Source organism: Anaerotalea alkaliphila (genome assembly GCF_010179735.1).
Lineage (GTDB): Bacteria > Bacillota > Clostridia > Lachnospirales > Vallitaleaceae > Anaerotalea > Anaerotalea alkaliphila.
Genome location: NZ_JAAEEH010000007.1, coordinates 1 through 18,942, shown reverse-complemented (window position 1 = coordinate 18,942; position 18,942 = coordinate 1). Strand labels below are relative to the sequence as shown.

The window sequence follows — 18,942 nt, the reverse complement described above, 5'->3', positions numbered from 1 at the left end:
AACCATGCTCATTGCACCATCGATCTTATCAGCAGATTTCGCAAAATTGGGGGAAGAGATACGGGCCATCGACAAGGGAGGCTGCGACTACATCCACATCGACGTGATGGACGGGATGTATGTTCCCAACATCACCCTGGGTCCCGTGGTCGTCAAGGCCATCCGGAACGAAACGGAAAAGGTTTTCGACGTGCACCTGATGATTGAGGAACCCAGCCGGTTTCTGGAGGCGTTCGCCGATGCGGGAGCGGATATCCTGACCGTTCATGTGGAGGCGGCCAAGCACCTGCACGGCACGCTCCAGCAGATCCGGGCCCTGGGCGTAAGGCCCGCCGTTTCCCTGAATCCCGGCACGCCCCTGAGCATGGTGGAACCTGTCCTGGGGGATGTGGACATGGTCCTTCTGATGACCGTGAATCCGGGCTTCGGCGGCCAGAAGTTCATCCCCTACAGCCTGGAGCGGATCCGGATGCTGGCGGAGATGAGGAAGGAAAGGGGTCTGGACTTCCTGATCCAGGTGGATGGAGGCATCACCCTGGGGAATGTGGAGGAAGTGGTTGCCGCCGGGGTGGACGTGGTGGTTGCCGGCTCGGCGATCTTCAACGCCCCAGATGTGTCCGAAGCCATCCGCCAGTTCAAGGAACGCGGCGTAAAAGCCGGCCGATGAGGGTCTGCGTGGTCACCGGCGGGGCGTTGGACAGGGACCTGCTGCTGTCCCTGGACCTGAAAAACCGGTGGGACAGGATTCTGGGTGTGGACCGGGGAGCCCAGTTCCTGGCGGAACTGGGCTTGTGGCCGGACCTGGTGCTGGGGGACCTGGACTCGGCGGAGCCGTCCGCCGTCCGCGCGCTGGAAGAAAAGGGTCTGGAATTCCTCCGGTTCCCTCCGGAGAAGGACCTCACGGACACCCATCTGGCCCTGGAGCATTGCAGGGACATGGGAGCCACGGAGGTGCTGGTACTGGGGGCAACGGGGAACCGGCTGGACCATATGTTCGCCAACCTTTTCCTGGGGTTTCGGTACCGGAAGGATTTCACCTGTGTGTTCAGGGATCCCTGGAACGAGGTGCACCCGTTGGAGGGTCCCGGCACCTTCCAATTCGAGGCATCCGAATTCCCCTATCTGTCGATCCTGCCGGTCAGCGACACGGCAAGGGTGCTGGAAGTCAGCGGTGTCCGGTATCCTTTGGGCGAACGGCTTCTGGAGAGGTCGGACTCCCTGGGAATCAGCAACGAAGTCCTGGGGACAAAGGCGACCCTGCGCCTGGGGGAAGGGAAGGTGCTGGTGTTCCGCAGCAAGGATTAAAAAAAAGCCTCCAGCAAATCCAACGGCTGTTCCGCCGGATTTGCTGGAGGCTTTTCCCATGTTTCGGTGTTCCAAGAAGATTAAGCTCTTTCCACTTTGCCAGAACGCAGGCATTTGGAACAAACGGGGATGGATTGTACATTCCCGCCGACCAACGCCTTCACATTTCTGATGTTGGGCTTCCATTGCTTATTGGATCTTCTATGGGAATGGCTGACTTGAATTCCAAAGTGCACACCTTTTTCACATACGACACATTTAGCCATTGCTACACCTCCTTATTATCCACATATCTACACAACAAAACAAGTTTAACAAAAAAGTGGACACTTTGCAAGAGTTAGTTTATAATTATTTCAAAATAATCCTTTTTTCCATTCGGACATGTGCAAAGGCAGAGGAGGAAGACGTATGACTGGAATCATGGGAAACGAATTGGGCGAAATCACCATAGAGAACGAGGTGCTTGCGAAGGTGGCGGGCCTCAAAGCCGTGGAGTGCTACGGCATTGTAGGCATGGCGATGGTGAACGTGACCGGCGGCATCGCCAAGCTTCTGAAGAGGGAGAGCCTGACCAAGGGCATCCTGGTCCGTGTGGAGGAAAACGCGATTTCCATCGACCTGCATGTGATCGTCGAATACGGCGTGAACATCCGGGCGGTGACGGACAACCTGATCAGCACCGTTCGATATGAGTTGGAGACCTTTTCGGGGTTGAAGGTGGCCGCCGTCGATGTGTTCGTGGAAGGTGTGCGGGTAGATGAGTAGGGCGATGGAGCAAGGCAGGAGACGGGTCGACGACGCAATCCTGAAGGACATGTTCATATCCGGAGCAAAATTCCTGGAGTCCAAAAAGCAGCTGGTGGATGACATGAACGTGTTCCCCGTTCCCGACGGGGATACGGGTACGAACATGACGCTGACGATCCTTTCCGCCGTACGGGAGCTGGAAGGCCTGGGGCCGGAGGCCGGGATGGATCCGGTCGCAAAAGCCATCTCTTCCGGATCCCTCCGGGGCGCCAGGGGGAATTCAGGCGTGATCCTGTCCCAAATCTTCCGGGGCTTCACAAAGGAGATTTCCGGCAAAAGGGAAGTGGACGTGGTGCTTCTGGCGGATGCCCTGAACCATGGGGCAGAGACCGCCTACAAGGCGGTCATGCGCCCCAAGGAAGGGACCATCCTCACGGTGGCGCAGGCTCTGGCGGACAGAGCCGCGGAGATGGCGGTGAAGACGGACGATATGGTCACCGCACTGGAGGAAATCCTGGCCTATGGGGAGGCGGTCCTGGCAAGGACCCCCGAGATGCTGCCGGTCTTGAAGCAGGCGGGCGTGGTGGACGCGGGGGCACAAGGGCTGCTTTTCATTCTGGAGGGTGCGCTCCTCTCCCTGCGGGAGGGAAAGGTTTTGGATTTCGGCACCGGGGAAGCCCGGGAGGAGGGTCCGGAAGGACACCGGATGTCCCCCCAGGCCAAGGCGGCTGGGTCATCCGAGGAAATCCTCTTCGGTTACTGCACGGAGTTCATCGTGAACCTGTCCGAACCGGAAGGCGTACAGGGGAAGGCTGACGACCTGCGGCGTTATCTGGAGACCGTCGGTGACTCCATCGTGTCGGTGGCGGACGAGGAGATCATCAAGATCCATGTGCACACCAACGACCCCGGGGAGGTCATGCAGAAGGCCTTGTCCCTGGGGGCGCTGACCAACATCAAGGTGGAGAACATGCGGGTGCAGCATTCCAACATCCTGCACGGACCACAGGATTCCCTGCAGGGAACGCCCAGGAAGGCACAGGGCTTCGTCGTGGTGTCCATCGGAGAGGGCCTGTCGGCCATCTTTACGGGACTGGGCGCCGACACCTTGGTGGAAGGCGGGCAGACCATGAACCCCAGCACCCAGGACCTGGTCCACGCCATAGAAAAGGTCCATGCCGATACGGTTTTCGTGCTCCCCAACAACAAGAACATCATACTGGCCGCCGAGCAGGCCGGGGAACTGGTGACGGACAGGGAGGTGCGGGTGGTGGGCACCCGCTCCATCCCCCAGGGGATCACCGCCATGCTTGCCTTCGAGCCTTCCGCGGACGCCCGGGAGAATGCGGCGAACATGGCCGGATCCCTGGAGGCTGTGAAGACCGGCCAGCTGACCTTCGCCGTACGGGACACCATGGTGGACGACCATGCAATCCAGGCGGGAGACTATTTGGGAATCGGTGAGGACAAGATCCTGGCCGTATCCAAGGACCTGGAGGAAACCGCCCGCACCCTGCTGGACAAGCTGGTGGACGATGACAGCGAGCTGGTCACCATCTACTACGGGAAGGACGTGGAGGAGGAGGCGGCCAAGGACATCGCCGCCTACCTTGAAAGCAGGCGTCCCGCTTGCGAGGTGGATGTGCAGTATGGCGGCCAACCGCTGTACTATTATCTTTTTTCCGTAGAGTAGAATCAAGGAAGGCCGGCAGCCACTGGAAGGGCTGCCGGCCTTTTGAAGCCGTAGGAGGTGGCCGAGTTGAAAGCAACAAGCATACAGGTCCTGAAAGGAGTGGGCCCCAAGAAGGCCCGGACCCTGGAGGCCATTGGCATCCGGACCCTGGAGGACCTGCTTACCCATCTGCCAAGGGAATATGTGCGGATCGGAAGCGGCCTCTCCCTGGAAGAGGTTCGCAGGAAGAGGCCCAAGGAACCGTTGGCTCTGGAATTGCGGCTTCTTGGGGACATGGAGGTGGACGGAAACGGCAGGGTTCCCAGGACAAGGGCCCGTCTGGGGGACGGCACGGGCAGCTGCACCGCAGTCTGGTTCCACATGCCCTTCCTGAAACAGCGGTGGCGGAAGGGCCAGACCATCCGTATCCTGGGAAGGCTGGAGGAAGGGGGGGGAGGCCTGGTGTTTCTGGCCCCACGGATCCTGGGCGCTTCGGAGCCACTGGAGTATCCCGGGCTGACACCGGTCTACCCTTTGGGGAAGGGGATCACCCAGACTTTCCTCCGGGGACTCCTGTCCCAGGTTCTGGAAGGCCTGGAGGGATTGGCCCGGGAAACGATCCCCCGGGAACTGCTGGCCCAGGAGGGGCTGATGTCCCGGAGCGACGCCTTGCGGACCATCCACCGCCCGGACAGCCTGGAAGCCGCGGAAGCCGCCCGGCAAAGGCTGGCCTTCGAGGAGTTCTTCTTCTTCCAGCTGGGTGCCCAGTTCGAGCGGGGACTGGCCCGGCAGGTGAGGAACCTGCATCCCCTGGAGTCCAGAAACTGGGTGACGCGCTTCCAGGAGGGGCTGCCCTTTCCCCTCACTCCGGACCAGAAGACGGTCCTGGAGGAGATCCTGGGGGATATGGAGGGCCCCCATGCCATGAACCGGCTGGTCCAGGGGGATGTGGGGTCGGGGAAGACGGTGGTTGCCGCCTGCGCCATGCTTGCCATGATGGAGGCGGGACGGCAGGCGGTGGTCATGGCTCCCACGGAGGTCCTGGCCAGGCAGCACCATGCAAGCCTCTCCTCCCTGTTCGGACCGTTCGGACTGGAGGTGGGCCTGCTTGCGGGGTCCATGACGGCCAAGGAAAAAAAGGAGGCGAGGACCCGGCTGTCAGAAGGGAAGTGGCTGGCGGCGGTGGGCACCCACGCCCTGGTCCAGGATGGGGTGGAATTCGCAAGCCTGGGTCTGGTGGTGACGGACGAACAGCATCGGTTCGGTGTGCGGCAACGGGAGGTCCTGGGGGGCAAAGGGGAGTGCCCCCACATGCTGGTCATGAGCGCCACACCCATCCCCCGGACCCTTGCATGGATCCTCTACGGGGACATGGACATCTCCGCCATCAAAACGATGCCTCCCGGCAGACAGGAAATCAAGAGCTTCCTGGTGGACGGCTCCATGGAGGAGCGGGTCCTCGCGTTCCTGGAGAAGGAAGTGGAAACAGGCCGGCAGGCCTATGTGGTCTGCCCCCTGGTGGAAGGGGACGGGGAGGAGGAAGGGGAGGCGCCGGAGGTCACGGACGCCACGACCCGGGCCCGGGAGCTCCAGGAGAGGTTGGCACCGGGAATCCAGGTGGGACTCCTCCACGGGAAGATGCGTCCGAAGGAGAAGCAGGCCGTGATGGAGCGGTTCAAGAAGGGGGAAATCCAGGTGCTGGTTTCCACCACGGTCATCGAAGTGGGTGTGGACGTGTCCAACGCGACCCTGATGCTGGTGGAGAACGCCGAACGCTTCGGCCTGGCTCAGCTTCACCAGCTCCGGGGTCGGGTGGGACGGGGATCCCACCAGTCCTATTGCATCCTGTTTTCCGACACGAGGAATCCCCTTGTCCGGGAAAAGCTGAACATGCTGGCCCGTACGGCCGACGGCTTCAAGATCGCCGAGTACGACCTGGAAAGGAGGGGGCCAGGAGAGGCGTTCGGCAACAGGCAGCACGGAATCCTGGAATTCCGTGCGGGGGACCTGTGGGCGGATGCCCCCCTGATGCGGGAGACCAACCGCCTGGTCCGTTCCCTTCTGGAGAGGGACCCCCTTCTGGAGGCACCCGCACACCAGGAACTGAAGCGGGAAATGCTGGCCTACATGGAAAGGAACATGCGCCAAATCGTCCTCTAGGGTCTGGGACGGGGAAGAGAAGCATTGACAAATGGGCGGAATCCGTTACAATGTAAGAGTAGAATCCCATTCGAGAAAGGTTTACAAGGGTTGACGATATGCGGGTAATCGCGGGTAAAGCCAGACGGCTGGCCCTGGTGGCGCCAAAGGGAGACAAGGTGCGTCCCACCACGGACCGAACCAAAGAAACACTCTTCAACATCCTGGCTCCCCTCCTCCGGGACAGCATCGTCCTGGATGTCTTCAGCGGAAGCGGGGCCATCGGGATCGAAGCCCTGAGCAGAGGGGCGAAGAAGGCCTATTTCATAGAAAACGATCCGGAGGCCCAGGCCTGCATCCGGGAGAACCTCTCCCGGACCGGCCTGGAAGCCCAGGGAGAAATCCTCCCGTATGATTTCGCCAGGGCCCTGGACATTCTGAAAGGGCGTCAGGTCCAGGCGGACCTGGTGTTCCTGGACCCTCCCTACGGGAAAGGACTGGAAGAACAGGCCATCGGAAGGATCTTGGGCAACGGCCTGCTGGCACCGGAGGGGACGCTGGTCTGTGAAAGCGCCGAGGACACCGGCTTTTCCTTTCTGGAGGCCTTTCCTCCCTGGGAAGTGGAGAGGGAGAAGAGGTTCAAGACAAATAAATTCACGTGGGTGAAGGGAAAGAGGGACAAGGGATGAGAACAGGGGTATATCCGGGCAGTTTCGATCCGGCCACCAACGGTCACATGGACATCATCCGGCGGTCCGCCCAGTTGGTGGACCATCTGATCGTGGGGGTGCTGAACAACAGCCAGAAGAATCCGTTGCTTGACTTGGAGGAGCGGGTGGGGCTGCTCCGGGAGCTGACGGCCGACCTGGGGAATGTGAGCGTCGACTCCTTTTCCGGGTTGCTGGTCGATTTCGTGTCCAAAAAGAACGCGAACATCATCATCCGGGGGTTCCGCGCCATTTCCGATTTCGAGTACGAGCTGCAGCTTGCGCAGACGAATTACAGCCTCTGTCCGAACACAGAGACGATTTTCCTGGTTTCCAGAAACGAATTTTCCTATCTGAGCTCCACCATCGTCAAGGAGGTGGCCAGATATCATGGGAATGTAGGCAACATGGTGCCGAGGCAGGTGCAGGACATCTTGATGGACAAGTTCAAAGAACAGGCAGGAGGTAACGAAGGATGAACACACTCAACGGACTTTTGGACGACATGGAGGCTTATCTGGAAGAGTGCAAAAGCATTCCCTTTTCCAGCAAGGCGATGGTGAACATGGAGATCGTCTACGAATTCCTCTCCGATTTCCGCGTGAAGCTCCCGGAAGAGGTCCGCAGGGCCGCCAAGCTTCTCGACGAGGAGGAAAAGATCCTCGCAGATGCCAGGGAGGCGGCCAGAAAGATGACCAAAGAGGCGGAGGTCATGGTGCGGCAACTGATCGATGAGAACGAAATCAAGAAAATGGCGGAGGAACAGGCCCGCGCCATCATCGAGGACGCGCAGCAGACGGCCTATGAGATCCAAAAGGGCACCTACGGTTATGTGGACGAGGTCCTTGCGAACTTCCAGGACGTCATCGCGGAAACGCTGAACAGCTGCAACAGCCGTTATCGGCAGTTCGAGGAGTATGCGAAGAACCAGATCGGTGTCTTGGAAGAGAACCGCCAACAACTGCAGAACAAGAAGTGACGAGAAAAGGGCGGCCCCTCAGCCGCCTTTTCGACGTATGGGGGAAGCGATGAAGACCATTGGGATCGTAGCGGAATACAATCCATTCCACAAGGGCCATGCCCATCAGGTCCGGATGGTCCGGGAGACCACCGGCGCGGAGCATGTGGTGGCGATCATGAGCGGCAACTATGTGCAGCGGGGGGAACCGGCCATGTTCAACAAGTGGATCCGGACGGAGATGGCCCTGGCGGCAGGGGTAGACCTTGTGCTGGAATTGCCGGTGGCCATAGCCACCTCCAGCGCGGAGGGGTTCGCTGCCGGAGCTGTCCGTGGACTTGCGGCGACCGGCGTGGTGGACGGCCTGTGTTTCGGGAGCGAGGGCGGGGAGCTGGGCCCCCTGGATGACCTGGCGGCCCTGTTCCTGGAAGAGCCGCCCGCCTACCGGGAAGCCCTGGGGCGGCACCTCCAGGAAGGGCTGGCCTTCCCGAAGGCCAGGGCGGAGGCGGCCAGGGAGGTGCTGCAGGCCCAAAGGGAAGCCCTGGAACCCCTCCTGCATAGCCCGAACAACATCCTGGGAATCGAGTACCTGAAAGCCCTGCGGAAATACCGCCTGCCCCTGGAGGCGGTCACCATCAGGCGAAAGGGAGCCGGGTACCATGCAGAGGACCCGGGGCTTCCGTTCCCGTCCGCTACGGCCATCCGGAAACACCTTAGGGAGCACGGGATGGACCACTCCCTGGAGCCCATGCTCCCCGACACCAGCTACCGGCTGATGCTGGCGCATATGGACGCATGGAAAGGGGCCCGGGTCCATCCGGACATGTTCTTCCCCTTCCTCCAATACCGGATCCTGCAGATGGATCCGGGCACCATGGCCGGCATCCAAGGCATCCGGGAAGGGCTGGAGCATAGGATCAAGGAGAAGGCCAGGGAAGCCACCAGCTGGGAGGGGCTCCTGGGGGCCCTCCAGACGAAGCGGTATCCCGCCACGGCCCTGTCCAGGGCGCTGCTGCACATCCTGCTGGACCTGAAGGAAGACCGGCTGCGGGAGCAGATGGAAGGAGGCGGGTGCAGGTATCTGCGGATCCTGGGCTTCCGGAAAGAGGCGGGAGGCCTTCTGCACAGGATGAAGAGGAACGCCTCCCTTCCCCTGGTGTCCAATGTGGCCGATTCCATGGGGGCTTTGAAAGGCCCGGCACGGTCCCAGCTTCTTGAGGAGACCGCGTCCACGGAGGTGTACAATCTGGCGCTGGCCACCCGCTTGGGGATCCGGGGACGGAACGACTTTACCCAATCCCTGGTCGTCCTTTAGCCAGTACCTGGATTTGAACCGTTTTTTTGTACTTTTTGAGTAGATTCTGGCTTGGATAAGGGATGGGCCTTATGGTATAATAGGTGAAAATAACCAAACCGTCCCATTGAATATGCAATGTTTTTTTAAAATACCATAAATTATATTGTATACACGGGGCGGTTTGTTTATAATGGAGACATGCAGTCTGCGCGCACCAAAAGCAAGGATTGAGAAAAAATGTATTTGAAAGGAGCTTATTGTCGTGAAATTTATCGATGCAATCAAAGAAAGGGCAAAACAGAACAAGCAAACCATCGTATTGCCTGAGTCCCTGGAAAGACGGACACTGGACGCCGCCTGCACCCTCTTGTCGGAGGAGCTGGTGGATGTGGTACTGGTCGGCGAGCGGGAGGCGATCCTGAAAGCCGGCGAAGGGCTTGACTTGGGCAAGGCGAAGATCGTGGATCCGGCCACATTCGAGGGAATGGACCAGTATGTGGCAGAGCTTGTGAAGTTGAGGGAAAAGAAAGGAATGACCCCGGAGAGCGCTAGAAAGATCCTTTCCACAGACCCGCTGTTTTTCGGCGTCATGATGGTAAAACAAGGGGATGCGGACGGCATGGTGGCCGGTGCCGTCAACTCCACAGCAAACGTGCTCCGCCCATCCCTCCAGATCCTCAAGACCGCCCCCGGGACGAAGCTGGTGTCCTCTTTCTTTGTCATGGTGGTTCCCGACTGCACCTACGGCTCCAACGGAACATTCATCTTTTCCGATGCGGGTCTGGTGCAGAATCCGTCCGCGGAAGAGCTGGCCTCCATCGCAGGCAGCTCGGCCAAATCCTTCAAGGCGCTGGTGGGGGACGAGCCCATCGTGGGCATGCTCTCCCATTCTACGAAGGGAAGCGCCACCCATCCGGACGTGGACAAGGTGGTTGAGGCCACAAAACTGGCCCAGGAGCAGTACCCCGAGTTCAAGATCGACGGCGAGTTCCAGCTGGATGCGGCCATCGTTCCTTCCGTCGGACAATCCAAGGCGCCGGGGAGTCCGGTTGCCGGCAACGTGAACGTGCTGATCTTCCCGGACCTGGATGCGGGCAACATCGGCTACAAGCTGGTGCAGAGGCTTGCCAAGGCGGAAGCCTACGGTCCCATCACCCAGGGGATCGCCAAGCCGGTGAACGACCTGTCCAGGGGATGCACCGCGGAAGATATCGTAGGGGTAGCAGTAATCACTGCGGTTCAAGCGCAGAACATGAAATAGGGGGAATGAAAATGAATGTATTGGTAATCAATTGCGGAAGCTCTTCTTTGAAATACCAGCTCATCGACATGCGGGATGAAAGGGTCATCGCAAAAGGACTGTGCGAACGGATTGGAATCGAAGGTTCCAGGATCAAGCACACCGCCGCCGACAAGGACGCGGTCATCATCAACGGATACATGCCCGACCACAAGGCGGCCATCAAATTCGTGATCGATGCCCTGGTTTCCCCGGAAACCGGTGTGATCAAGTCCGTAGACGAAATCACAGCCGTGGGCCACAGGGTCGTACATGGGGGGGAGAACTTCTCCAGTTCCACCATCATCGACGCGACCGTCATGAATGCCATCCGCGACTGCATCGACCTGGCTCCCCTGCACAACCCGGCCAACATCGTGGGAATCGAAGCCTGCCAGGCGCTGATGCCGGGAACTCCCCAGGTTGCCGTCTTCGACACCGCATTCCACCAGACCATGCCGGAAAAGGCGTACCTGTATGCGGTTCCCTACGAATACTACAGAAAATACAAGCTGCGCAAATACGGATTCCATGGCACCTCCCACAAGTATGTGAGCCTGCGCACCGCCGAGTTCCTGGGCAAGAAAGTGGAAGACCTGAAGCTGGTCATCTGCCACCTGGGCAACGGGGCTTCCGTCTGCGCCATCGACGGAGGGAAATCCATCGACACGACCATGGGACTCACTCCCTTGGAAGGTCTTGCCATGGGAACCCGGAGTGGGGACCTGGATCCCGCCATCGTGCAGTTCATCGCGGACAAGGAGCACCTTACCTTGAAGCAGGTCATTGAGGTGCTGAACAAACAGTCCGGTGTCCTGGGTGTTTCCGAAATCTCCAGCGACTTCCGCGACCTGGAAGACGCCTGCGATGCGGGAAACGAAAGGGCCATGGTGACCATGGACCTGTTCGCCTACAGGGTGGCCAAGTATGTGGGCGCCTACGCTGCGGCCATGAACGGCATCGACGCTGTGGTGTTCACCGCAGGCCTTGGGGAAAACAGCGGCGTGGTCCGTGAGGACGTCTGCAAATACCTGAACTTCCTGGGTGTCAAGGTGGACAAGGACAAGAACAAATGCAGAGGCATCGAACAGGACTTCTCCGCGGAGTGGGCACACTGCAAATCCCTGGTGATTCCCACCAACGAGGAACTGATGATCGCAAGGGACACGAAGGACCTGGTGGACAACCTGTAGGACCCTTCCCCGAGAAAACCTGCCGGATGTGGCATAAAACAGTTGACAAACAGGGATGGCCTATGTATAATATTTTTTGGCATAGGACAGTTCAAAGGAGATTGAAATGTTGATCCATTTGACAGAAATATTTGCATCGGACACAGGAAAAGCCCATCTGAAAGAGAAGCTCGACCTGGGTACGGTTGTGGTCGATGGGGTCACCTATCCATTCCTGGAGCCTGTGGAAATCGAAGCCGTATTGAAGCGGGTCGGACCGGAGAAGATGCTGGCCGAGGGGAAGGTCCGGACGAGTCTGGAGATCCCTTGCGGTAGATGCATGAAGCCGGTAGCCTATCGGTTGGAATCGGATTTTTCCAAAGCCCTTTATCTGGAGGAAGCTTCGGCGGAAGGTGTGGAGGATGACTACGAGGAAGATATCGTGGGACACCATTTGAACTTGGAGAACTTTGCATTGCATGAAATCTTCATGAATTTTCCCATGAAGGTGCTTTGTGGTGAAGATTGCAAGGGCATATGCAACCATTGCGGTGCAGACCTGAACGAGACGGATTGTCAATGCGGGCAAGAGGCCATCGATCCGAGGCTATCTGGTCTGAAGGATTTATTGAATAGCAAGTTTAAGGAGGTGTAGACCATGGCAGTACCAAAGAGAAAACATTCCGCGGCAAGAAGAGACAAGCGCAAAGCCAATTACAAGCTGACAGCGCCCAATCTTACCGTTTGCAGCAAATGCGGCGAGCCTGCAATGCCACACAGAGCGTGCAGGGCATGTGGCACTTATAAAAACAAAGCGGTAGTAGAAGTAAAGTAAGCCAAAGAAGGAAGGAACTGTTGCAGAGCAGTTCCTTTTCCTGTTCCAGGGGAAAAAACAATTGAAATCCCCAGGGAAATCGAGTATATTAGGAATATATTGCGGAAAAACGGAAGAAGTCAGGGGGGCTATCATGAAGAAAGTAAGCATATCCGTGGATGCCATGGGTGGAGACAACGCGCCGGAGGCTGTAGTGGACGGCTGTGTGCAGGCGGTCCTGGAGGATCCGGACATCCGCGTGGTCCTTTGCGGAGATTCCGAATCGATCCAAGCCGCACTGGACAGGAACACCTACCCCCAGGAGCAGGTGGTGGTGCTCCACACGACCGAAGTCATCGAGGTGGACGAGCCGCCCGTAAACGCCATCCGCACCAAGAAGGACTCCTCCCTGGTGAAGGGGATTCGCCTGGTGCGGGAAAAAAGGACGGACGCCTTCGTGTCCGCCGGCAGCACGGGAGCCATCCTTGCAGGAGGAACACTGATCCTTGGACGGATCAAAGGGATCGAGAGGCCTGCGTTGGGTTCCTTCATACCCAACAGCGTCGGGTTCACCCTTCTTCTGGACTGCGGCGCCAATGTGGACAGCAAGCCGGAATACCTGTACCAGTTCGCCAAGATGGGATCGATCTATTACAAGACCTTCATGAACAAGGAGAACCCCAGCGTGGGCCTGGTCAACATCGGTGAAGAGGAAAGCAAGGGCAACCAGCTGAGCAAGGAGGCCTACAAATTGTTGGCGGGCGACACCGGACTCAACTTCATCGGGAACATCGAAGGCCGGGAGATTCCCGCAGGTGCCGCGGATGTGGTGGTATGCGACGGTTTCGTGGGCAATGTGATCCTCAAATACACGGAAGGGTTTGCGACCTCCCTGTTCGGGATGCTGAAGGAAACCTTCCTTTCCAACATGAAGTCCAAAATGGGAGCCCTTCTCCTGAAAGGCTCCATGAAGGAGATGCTGACGAAGTTCGACTACACCGAATATGGCGGGGCCCCCCTGCTGGGCCTGGAAGGGCTTGTGGTGAAGGCCCACGGAAGTTCGGATGCCAAGGCGTTCAAGAACGCCATCCTCCAGTGCAAGAAATTCAGCCAGGAACAGGTGAACGCCCAAATCAAGGAAAACCTGGACATCGTTGAAAAGGAGTAGGAGTATGGACAAGGGTAAGAGGAAGTTTTTGTCGATCATCGCTGAATTCACCACCTATCCGGCAGAGGACATTGAGGACCGGATGCATTTTGTGGATGACTTGGGCATCGATTCCCTGGACTTGGCCCAGATCATCCTAAGCGTCGAGTCGGAGTTCGACCTGGACCTTGGGGAGGACTTGGATTTCAACATCGAAACGGTGGGCGATGCCTATGCGTTGCTGAAGGAAAAGGTTGAGGACCTGGAAGACTGACGGACACAGGATAAGGGAAACCTTATCCTTTTTTTTAGATAGGAAAGGAAGGTTTTTTTGACGAAAAGACGGAACACCCAGCTGGAAAACAAAATAGGATACGCGTTCAACGACAGGACGCTGATGGCCACCGCGATGATCCACAGCTCCTATGCCAACGAGAAGAAGCTGAAGAAGACGGAAAGCAACGAACGCCTGGAGTTCCTGGGAGACGCCGTCCTGGAGCTGGTGACCAGCGACCATCTGTACGCAAGCCATCCTGAACTCTCTGAAGGGGAGTTGACAAAGCGCAGGGCGGGAATTGTATGCGAGCCGACCCTCGCCGCCTTCGCCCGCGAGATCGGCCTGGGAAGTTCACTTCTGCTGGGGAAGGGGGAGGACGCATCCGGCGGCAGGGAAAGGAATTCCATCTTGTCCGACGCCATGGAGGCGCTGATCGGTGCCGTGTATCTGGACGGGGGATTGGAGGAGGCCCGGAGGTTCGTCCACCGGCACCTCCTGGATAAGAAGGTGGGCCAGAGCAGGCTGGTGGACAGCAAGACCCAGTTGCAGGAGCTTCTGCAGGCCAGCAGCGACGTTCCCCTGGAATACCGGGTGGTCCTGGAAACGGGGCCGGACCATGAGAAGAGTTTTGCCGTGGAGGTGCTCCACGGCGGCAAGGTGATCGGCGCAGGCCTGGGGCGCAACAAGAAAAGCGCGGAGCAGCAGGCGGCGGCCGACGCCTTGGAAAAATTCCAGGAAAGCGGAGCGGACGGCCCATGTATCTGAAGAACATCGACCTATACGGTTTCAAATCCTTCGCCAACAAGATGGCGTTCAAATTCGACAAGGGGATCACGGGAATCGTAGGTCCCAACGGCAGCGGCAAAAGCAACGTCGCGGATGCGGTCCGGTGGGTGCTGGGGGAACAGAGCGCCAAGCAACTTAGGGGAAGCAAGATGGAGGATGTGATCTTCGCCGGCACGGACACCCGGAAGCCCTTGGGCTATTGCCAGGTGGACCTGACACTGGACAACCAGGACGGGAAAATGGCCATCGATTTCAAGGAAGTAACCGTCTCCAGGCGTGTATACCGGTCCGGGGAAGGCGAGTACTTCATCAACGGGAGCAGCTGCCGCCTGCGGGATGTGCACGAACTTTTCATGGATACGGGTGTGGGCAAGGAGGGGTACTCCATCATCGGCCAGGGGCAGATCGACAAGATCCTCTCCACCAAACCGGACGACCGCCGGGCACTCTTCGACGAGGCCGCCGGAATCGTGAAGTTCAAGACACGCAGGCTGGAGGCGGAAAAGAAGCTGGAGACGGCAAGGCAGGACCTGCTCCGGGTGGAGGACATCCTCCGGACGCTGGAGGGGCAGAGGGTTTCCCTGGAGGGCCAAGCCGCCAAGGCGAAGGAGTTCTTGGCCCTGCGGCAGCAGCTCCAGGAAGAGGAGACGGAGCTGTTCCTTCAGGAGATGGACGCCATGGAAGAAGCCTTGTCCCAGGCCAAGGAGAAGGCGGATATCCTGCAGGCCGACGTGGATGCTGTGGGCAGGGACAAGGCTTCCCTGGCCCTGCGGCTGGAAGTGCTGGAGGAAAAGCTGGCGTCGGTCCGCCTGTCCCATGAAGGGGACAGGGAGGCCCTGACGGCCGCACGCATCGGATTGGAAAAGGCGGATGGGGCCATCGTGCTCGTCCGGGAGCAGATCAAATCCCTGGAACAGCAGGGGGTCCATCTGGAAAGGAATCTGGCCGAACACCGCCGGCAAGCGGAAGAGCTGGAGGGGGCTTGGGAGGCCGCCAAGGAGAAAAGGGACCGGTCCCATAAGGATTTCCAGGAGAAAAAAGGGCTGCTGGATGAAAAGGCGCAGGCCTACGGGGCCGCCGCCGTTTCCCTGGAGGAGAAGGAACGGGAGACCGAAAGGATCAAGGGGGACCTGATCGAGGGGCTGAAGGCCCTTACGGAGGTCCAAGGGGCCATCGGACGGATCGGGATGCAACAGGGGAACCTCCGGGACCATCTTGACCTGGTCCTTCAAAAACACACGATCCTTGCGGAAACCCTCCATTCCCAAGAGGAGGAGCAAAAGGGGCAGGAGGCCCTGCTGGAGTCCGTGGAACAGCGGCAGAAAGACTGCTCCAACCGCAAGCTGAAGCTGTTCAGGGCCATCAGTGAATGGGAGAACCGGAACAAGGTCCTGGGAGGACTCCTGAACGCAAAAAACCGGGAACTGCAGGGGCTGGAATCCAAGGCGAAGGTCCTGGGCGACCTGATGGAGCACTACGACGGCTACCATTTCAGCATCAAGAAGATCATGCAGCAGAAGGACCGGGATCCGTTGCACGGGCCTGGAATCCGGGGGGTTGTGGCGGACCTGCTCCAGGTGCGGCCGGGTCACGAAAGGGCCATCGAAACCGCCCTGGGAGGAAACATCCAGAACATCGTCACGGACAACGAGGAGACGGCCAAGGCGTGGATCGGATTCCTGAAGCACCAGCAGTACGGAAGGGCGACCTTCCTGCCCATGGCCACCATCCGTCCCAAGGATTCCCCCCGGCCCCCAGGAATGGAAAGGGAACCGGGGTTCATCGGATACGGGGATGCCCTTGTTTCCCACGATCCGGCCTATGGGGCGGTGGTCCGTTTCCTGCTGGGGCGGATCCTTGTGGTGGACACCTTGGACAACGCGGTCCGGATCGGACGCGGCTGTCCCCAGTCCTTGCGGATCATCACCTTGGACGGGGAAATCGTCAATCCTGGAGGTGCCATGACGGGAGGGGCCTACAAGAACAACCAGAGCCAATTCCTGGGAAGGAAGCGGGAGCTGGCGGACCTTGCGGCGGCCATGCAGGGGTTGCAGGCGGAAATCCGGGGATTGGAAGAAAAGCAAGAATACCTGCTGGAGAAGGAAGCCGGAGACAAGGCCGCCCTGGAGTCCCTGAAGCGGGAGGAGCAGGAGCTGAACCTTGCGACCAACACCCAGTCCCTGCTGCTGAAGCAGCTTTCGTCCGCCCTGGAAAGGAACAGGGAACAACTGGCGGACCTGGAAGCGGAAGCGGTCTCCATCCGGGAGCAGCTCGCAGCCCACGAGCTTTCCCGCGCGGCCCTGGAGGCCCAAATACAGGACGGAACCCAGGACCAGGAGATGGCGGAATCCTCCGTGCGGCAACTTGCCCAGGAGTTGGAGGAACTCCGCAGGAACATGGGGGACCTCCAGGAAGCCATGACCCTGCAGCGTGTGGAAAATTCCGCAGCCAGCCAGGAGCTGGTGCATCTGGAAGAGACACTGGAACGTCTGGAAGGGGAGCTGTCCCGGTCCCGGGACAGGGCCCAGGCCGAAAGCCGGGCGCTGGAGGACAACGTCCGCCAACGGGAGTCCAGGATGCTGTCCGAAAAATCGCTGGAAGAGGAAAAGGCGGGCCTGGAGGTTTCCATCCGGGAGCTGCAGAAATCCACCCTGGAACAGGGGGAGGAGAAATCCCGGCTGGAACTGGAAGCCAGGGGAATGCGGGAAGAGATGGAAACCCTGCGGGAGCGGGAAGGGAACCTGGCGAAGGAAGGCATGCGCCTGGAAGGCATCCTGGAACGAACGCGCATGCAAAAGGAAAACGTCGCCAGCCATTACTGGGAGGAATACGGCCTGGTCCATCACCAGGTGAAGCAGCAGCGGGGGGGAAGGCCTCCGGTTTCCAGGGAGGAGGCCAGGAGGCGGGCCGACAGGTTCAAGTCCCGGATCAAACAGCTGGGGGATGTGAACGTGAACGCCATCCAGGAGTTCCAGGACGTCCAGGAACGGTTCGGCTTCCTCCAGAACCAGCGCAACGACCTGGTGGAGGCTGTGGGAATCCTGCAGGGGATCATCCGGGACCTGGACCAGAAGATGCGGGACCGCTTCAAGGAAACCTTCCGGCAAATCAACCGGCAGTTCCAGGAGGTCTTCCAGGAGCTGTTCGGCGGCGGCAAAGCCCTGCTGGAGCTGGCGGGGGAGGAGGATGTGCTGGAATCGGGCATTCTGATCCACGCCCAGCCCCCGGGGAAAAAACTCCAGAACATGCTGCTGCTTTCGGGAGGGGAGAGGGCCCTGACGGCCATCGCCCTGCTTTTCGCCATCCAAAGCCTGAAGCCTTCCCCCTTCTGCGTGCTGGACGAAATCGAAGCGGCGCTGGACGACTCCAACGTGGACCGCTTCGCCGCCTACCTGCAGAAGCTGTCCCGGGAAACGCAGTTCATCATCATCACACACAGAAAAGGCACCATGGAGGCGGCGGACAGCCTGTACGGCATCACCATGCAGGAAAAGGGGATTTCTACCCAGGTGTCCGTGAAGTTCCTGAAGGATATGGAAGATGCGGGAGAACCCTCCCGCAGAACAGAGGAAGGGGATTGAAATGACGGAAGAAAAGAAAAAAGGCTTTTTCGGCAAGCTGGTGGAAGGCCTGTCGAAAACAAGAAACAACATCCTGGGGGGAGTGGAACAGGTCATCCACAACTTCAAGGCCATCGATGAGGATTTTCTGGAAGAATTGGAGGAGGCACTGATCGTTGCGGACCTGGGTGTCGGAACCACCATACGGATCATGGAGGACCTGCGCGTGAAGATCAAGGAGCGGAAGCTCCGGGATGTGCAGGATGTGCGGGGTCTCCTGCAGGAGGAGCTGGTGGAAATCATGCGCACCGACCAGGACCCCTACATCTTCGAGCGGGAGCGCTCCGTCCTGCTGGTCATCGGCGTGAACGGGGTGGGAAAGACCACGACCATAGGAAAACTGGCACACCAGTACAAGTCCCAAGGGAAAAAGGTGGTCCTTGCCGCGGCGGACACCTTCCGTGCGGCGGCCATCGACCAGCTGGTGGAATGGGCGAACAGGGCGTCGGTGGAAATCATCGCCCAGGGGGAAAACGCGGATCCCGGAGCCGTGGTGTACGATGCCGTCCAGGCGGCCAAGGCCCGGAAGGCGGACATCCTGATCTGCGACACCGCCGGCCGGCTGCACAACAAGAAGAACCTGATGGAGGAATTGCGCAAGGTGAACAGGATCATCGAGCGGGAATATCCGGACGCCTATAAGGAGGTCCTGCTGGTGCTGGACAGCACGACGGGGCAGAACGCACTGCAGCAAGCCAAGCAATTCAAGGAAATCGCAGACATCACCGGCATTGTGCTGACCAAGCTGGACGGCACGGCAAAGGGGGGCATCGCCATCGCCATCCAGGCGGAACATGAAATCCCCGTGAAATTCATCGGCGTGGGGGAAGGGTTGGAGGACCTGCAGAAATTCGACCCCGTTTCCTTCGTGGAGGCGCTGTTTGAAAAATAGCCCTGTCAAGCGTTTTTGAAAATGTCCCGAAAAACTTATAACATAGGCACCAGCTATTGCTGGTGCTTTTTTGGTCTTGGGCGTGATGCAAGGGAGCGGCATTTATTCCACGGACCTGTTTACAGCG

At 59.0% G+C, this 18,942-nt stretch carries 19 protein-coding genes; 18 read left to right on the top strand and 1 reads right to left on the bottom strand.

Annotated elements, in window-relative coordinates:
- The first annotated feature begins 4 nt into the window (after window positions 1-4).
- Window positions 5-667 carry a ribulose-phosphate 3-epimerase gene (gene rpe, locus GXN74_RS03870; RefSeq protein ID WP_162369612.1) on the top strand — a complete coding sequence of 221 codons (663 nt, stop codon included), beginning with the start codon at window positions 5-7 and terminating at the stop codon, window positions 665-667.
- Entirely contained in the window at window positions 664-1,305 is a 642-nt protein-coding gene (locus tag GXN74_RS03865) for a thiamine diphosphokinase (RefSeq protein WP_162369611.1), read from the top strand. The genes rpe and GXN74_RS03865 overlap by 4 nt, the downstream gene beginning before the upstream one ends.
- Before the next feature lie 80 nt (window positions 1,306-1,385).
- On the opposite strand, the gene rpmB is transcribed toward GXN74_RS03865, so the two are convergent.
- The gene (gene rpmB, locus GXN74_RS03860) at window positions 1,386-1,571 is read right to left on the bottom strand and encodes a 50S ribosomal protein L28 (RefSeq protein WP_162369610.1); all 186 of its coding nucleotides are present in this window, start codon (window positions 1,569-1,571) and stop codon (window positions 1,386-1,388) included.
- Between the two features lie 145 nt (window positions 1,572-1,716).
- Here rpmB and GXN74_RS03855 point away from each other — a divergent pair, with 145 nt between their 5' ends.
- The 16 genes from GXN74_RS03855 (at window position 1,717) to ftsY (ending at window position 18,815) form a co-directional block, all read left to right on the top strand.
- Window positions 1,717-2,073, top strand: coding sequence for an Asp23/Gls24 family envelope stress response protein (locus GXN74_RS03855; RefSeq protein WP_162369609.1), 357 nt, complete (start codon window positions 1,717-1,719; stop codon window positions 2,071-2,073).
- Entirely contained in the window at window positions 2,066-3,748 is a 1,683-nt protein-coding gene (locus GXN74_RS03850; protein WP_246208580.1) for a DAK2 domain-containing protein, read from the top strand. The genes GXN74_RS03855 and GXN74_RS03850 overlap by 8 nt, the downstream gene beginning before the upstream one ends.
- Window positions 3,749-3,814: 66 nt before the next feature.
- Entirely contained in the window at window positions 3,815-5,887 is a 2,073-nt protein-coding gene (gene recG / locus GXN74_RS03845) for an ATP-dependent DNA helicase RecG (RefSeq protein WP_162369608.1), read from the top strand.
- A gap of 98 nt (window positions 5,888-5,985) precedes the next feature.
- Window positions 5,986-6,555 carry a 16S rRNA (guanine(966)-N(2))-methyltransferase RsmD gene (gene rsmD / locus GXN74_RS03840; protein ID WP_162369607.1) on the top strand — a complete coding sequence of 190 codons (570 nt, stop codon included), beginning with the start codon at window positions 5,986-5,988 and terminating at the stop codon, window positions 6,553-6,555.
- Window positions 6,552-7,052 (top strand): pantetheine-phosphate adenylyltransferase, encoded by a 501-nt coding sequence (coaD, locus tag GXN74_RS03835; RefSeq protein WP_162369606.1) that lies wholly within the window; start codon window positions 6,552-6,554, stop codon window positions 7,050-7,052. The genes rsmD and coaD overlap by 4 nt, the downstream gene beginning before the upstream one ends.
- Window positions 7,049-7,552: an ATP synthase subunit B family protein gene (locus GXN74_RS03830; RefSeq protein ID WP_162369605.1), complete on the top strand. Its 504-nt coding sequence runs from the start codon at window positions 7,049-7,051 to the stop codon at window positions 7,550-7,552. Before coaD ends, GXN74_RS03830 begins: the two co-directional genes overlap by 4 nt.
- Before the next feature lie 49 nt (window positions 7,553-7,601).
- Window positions 7,602-8,846, top strand: a complete 1,245-nt coding sequence (locus GXN74_RS03825; RefSeq protein WP_162369604.1) for a nucleotidyltransferase — start codon at window positions 7,602-7,604, stop codon at window positions 8,844-8,846.
- Window positions 8,847-9,090: 244 nt separating this feature from the next.
- On the top strand, window positions 9,091-10,089 hold the full coding sequence (gene pta, locus GXN74_RS03820) for a phosphate acetyltransferase (protein ID WP_162369603.1): 999 nt from the start codon (window positions 9,091-9,093) through the stop codon (window positions 10,087-10,089).
- An 11-nt stretch (window positions 10,090-10,100) separates the two neighbouring features.
- A complete protein-coding gene (locus tag GXN74_RS03815; protein ID WP_162369602.1) occupies window positions 10,101-11,300 on the top strand; it encodes an acetate/propionate family kinase in 1,200 nt (399 codons plus the stop codon).
- Window positions 11,301-11,406: 106 nt separating this feature from the next.
- Window positions 11,407-11,934, top strand: a complete 528-nt coding sequence (locus tag GXN74_RS03810; RefSeq protein WP_162369601.1) for a YceD family protein — start codon at window positions 11,407-11,409, stop codon at window positions 11,932-11,934.
- Window positions 11,935-11,937: 3 nt separating this feature from the next.
- On the top strand, window positions 11,938-12,114 hold the full coding sequence (gene rpmF, locus GXN74_RS03805) for a 50S ribosomal protein L32 (protein WP_162369600.1): 177 nt from the start codon (window positions 11,938-11,940) through the stop codon (window positions 12,112-12,114).
- A 133-nt stretch (window positions 12,115-12,247) separates the two neighbouring features.
- Window positions 12,248-13,261: a phosphate acyltransferase PlsX gene (gene plsX / locus GXN74_RS03800; RefSeq protein WP_162369599.1), complete on the top strand. Its 1,014-nt coding sequence runs from the start codon at window positions 12,248-12,250 to the stop codon at window positions 13,259-13,261.
- A 4-nt stretch (window positions 13,262-13,265) separates the two neighbouring features.
- A complete protein-coding gene (locus GXN74_RS03795) occupies window positions 13,266-13,514 on the top strand; it encodes an acyl carrier protein (protein WP_162369598.1) in 249 nt (82 codons plus the stop codon).
- 57 nt (window positions 13,515-13,571) lie between these two features.
- Window positions 13,572-14,282: a ribonuclease III gene (rnc, locus tag GXN74_RS03790; protein WP_162369597.1), complete on the top strand. Its 711-nt coding sequence runs from the start codon at window positions 13,572-13,574 to the stop codon at window positions 14,280-14,282.
- Window positions 14,273-17,884 carry a chromosome segregation protein SMC gene (smc, locus tag GXN74_RS03785; RefSeq protein ID WP_162369596.1) on the top strand — a complete coding sequence of 1,204 codons (3,612 nt, stop codon included), beginning with the start codon at window positions 14,273-14,275 and terminating at the stop codon, window positions 17,882-17,884. The genes rnc and smc overlap by 10 nt, the downstream gene beginning before the upstream one ends.
- Window position 17,885: 1 nt before the next feature.
- The gene (ftsY, locus tag GXN74_RS03780) at window positions 17,886-18,815 is read left to right on the top strand and encodes a signal recognition particle-docking protein FtsY (protein ID WP_212505696.1); all 930 of its coding nucleotides are present in this window, start codon (window positions 17,886-17,888) and stop codon (window positions 18,813-18,815) included.
- The last annotated feature ends 127 nt before the right edge of the window (window positions 18,816-18,942 follow it).

Coding starts and splice junctions, on each gene's coding strand:
- GXN74_RS03795 (WP_162369598.1), top strand. CDS start 13,266: ATGGACAAGGGTAAGAGGAAGTTTTTGTCGATCATCGCTGAATTCACC.
- GXN74_RS03815 (WP_162369602.1), top strand. CDS start 10,101: ATGAATGTATTGGTAATCAATTGCGGAAGCTCTTCTTTGAAATACCAG.
- GXN74_RS03855 (WP_162369609.1), top strand. CDS start 1,717: ATGACTGGAATCATGGGAAACGAATTGGGCGAAATCACCATAGAGAAC.
- ftsY (WP_212505696.1), top strand. CDS start 17,886: ATGACGGAAGAAAAGAAAAAAGGCTTTTTCGGCAAGCTGGTGGAAGGC.
- rsmD (WP_162369607.1), top strand. CDS start 5,986: ATGCGGGTAATCGCGGGTAAAGCCAGACGGCTGGCCCTGGTGGCGCCA.
- plsX (WP_162369599.1), top strand. CDS start 12,248: ATGAAGAAAGTAAGCATATCCGTGGATGCCATGGGTGGAGACAACGCG.
- rpmF (WP_162369600.1), top strand. CDS start 11,938: ATGGCAGTACCAAAGAGAAAACATTCCGCGGCAAGAAGAGACAAGCGC.
- smc (WP_162369596.1), top strand. CDS start 14,273: ATGTATCTGAAGAACATCGACCTATACGGTTTCAAATCCTTCGCCAAC.
- GXN74_RS03850 (WP_246208580.1), top strand. CDS start 2,066: ATGAGTAGGGCGATGGAGCAAGGCAGGAGACGGGTCGACGACGCAATC.
- GXN74_RS03865 (WP_162369611.1), top strand. CDS start 664: ATGAGGGTCTGCGTGGTCACCGGCGGGGCGTTGGACAGGGACCTGCTG.
- GXN74_RS03810 (WP_162369601.1), top strand. CDS start 11,407: ATGTTGATCCATTTGACAGAAATATTTGCATCGGACACAGGAAAAGCC.
- GXN74_RS03825 (WP_162369604.1), top strand. CDS start 7,602: ATGAAGACCATTGGGATCGTAGCGGAATACAATCCATTCCACAAGGGC.
- rpmB (WP_162369610.1), bottom strand. CDS start 1,571: ATGGCTAAATGTGTCGTATGTGAAAAAGGTGTGCACTTTGGAATTCAA.
- GXN74_RS03830 (WP_162369605.1), top strand. CDS start 7,049: ATGAACACACTCAACGGACTTTTGGACGACATGGAGGCTTATCTGGAA.
- rpe (WP_162369612.1), top strand. CDS start 5: ATGCTCATTGCACCATCGATCTTATCAGCAGATTTCGCAAAATTGGGG.
- coaD (WP_162369606.1), top strand. CDS start 6,552: ATGAGAACAGGGGTATATCCGGGCAGTTTCGATCCGGCCACCAACGGT.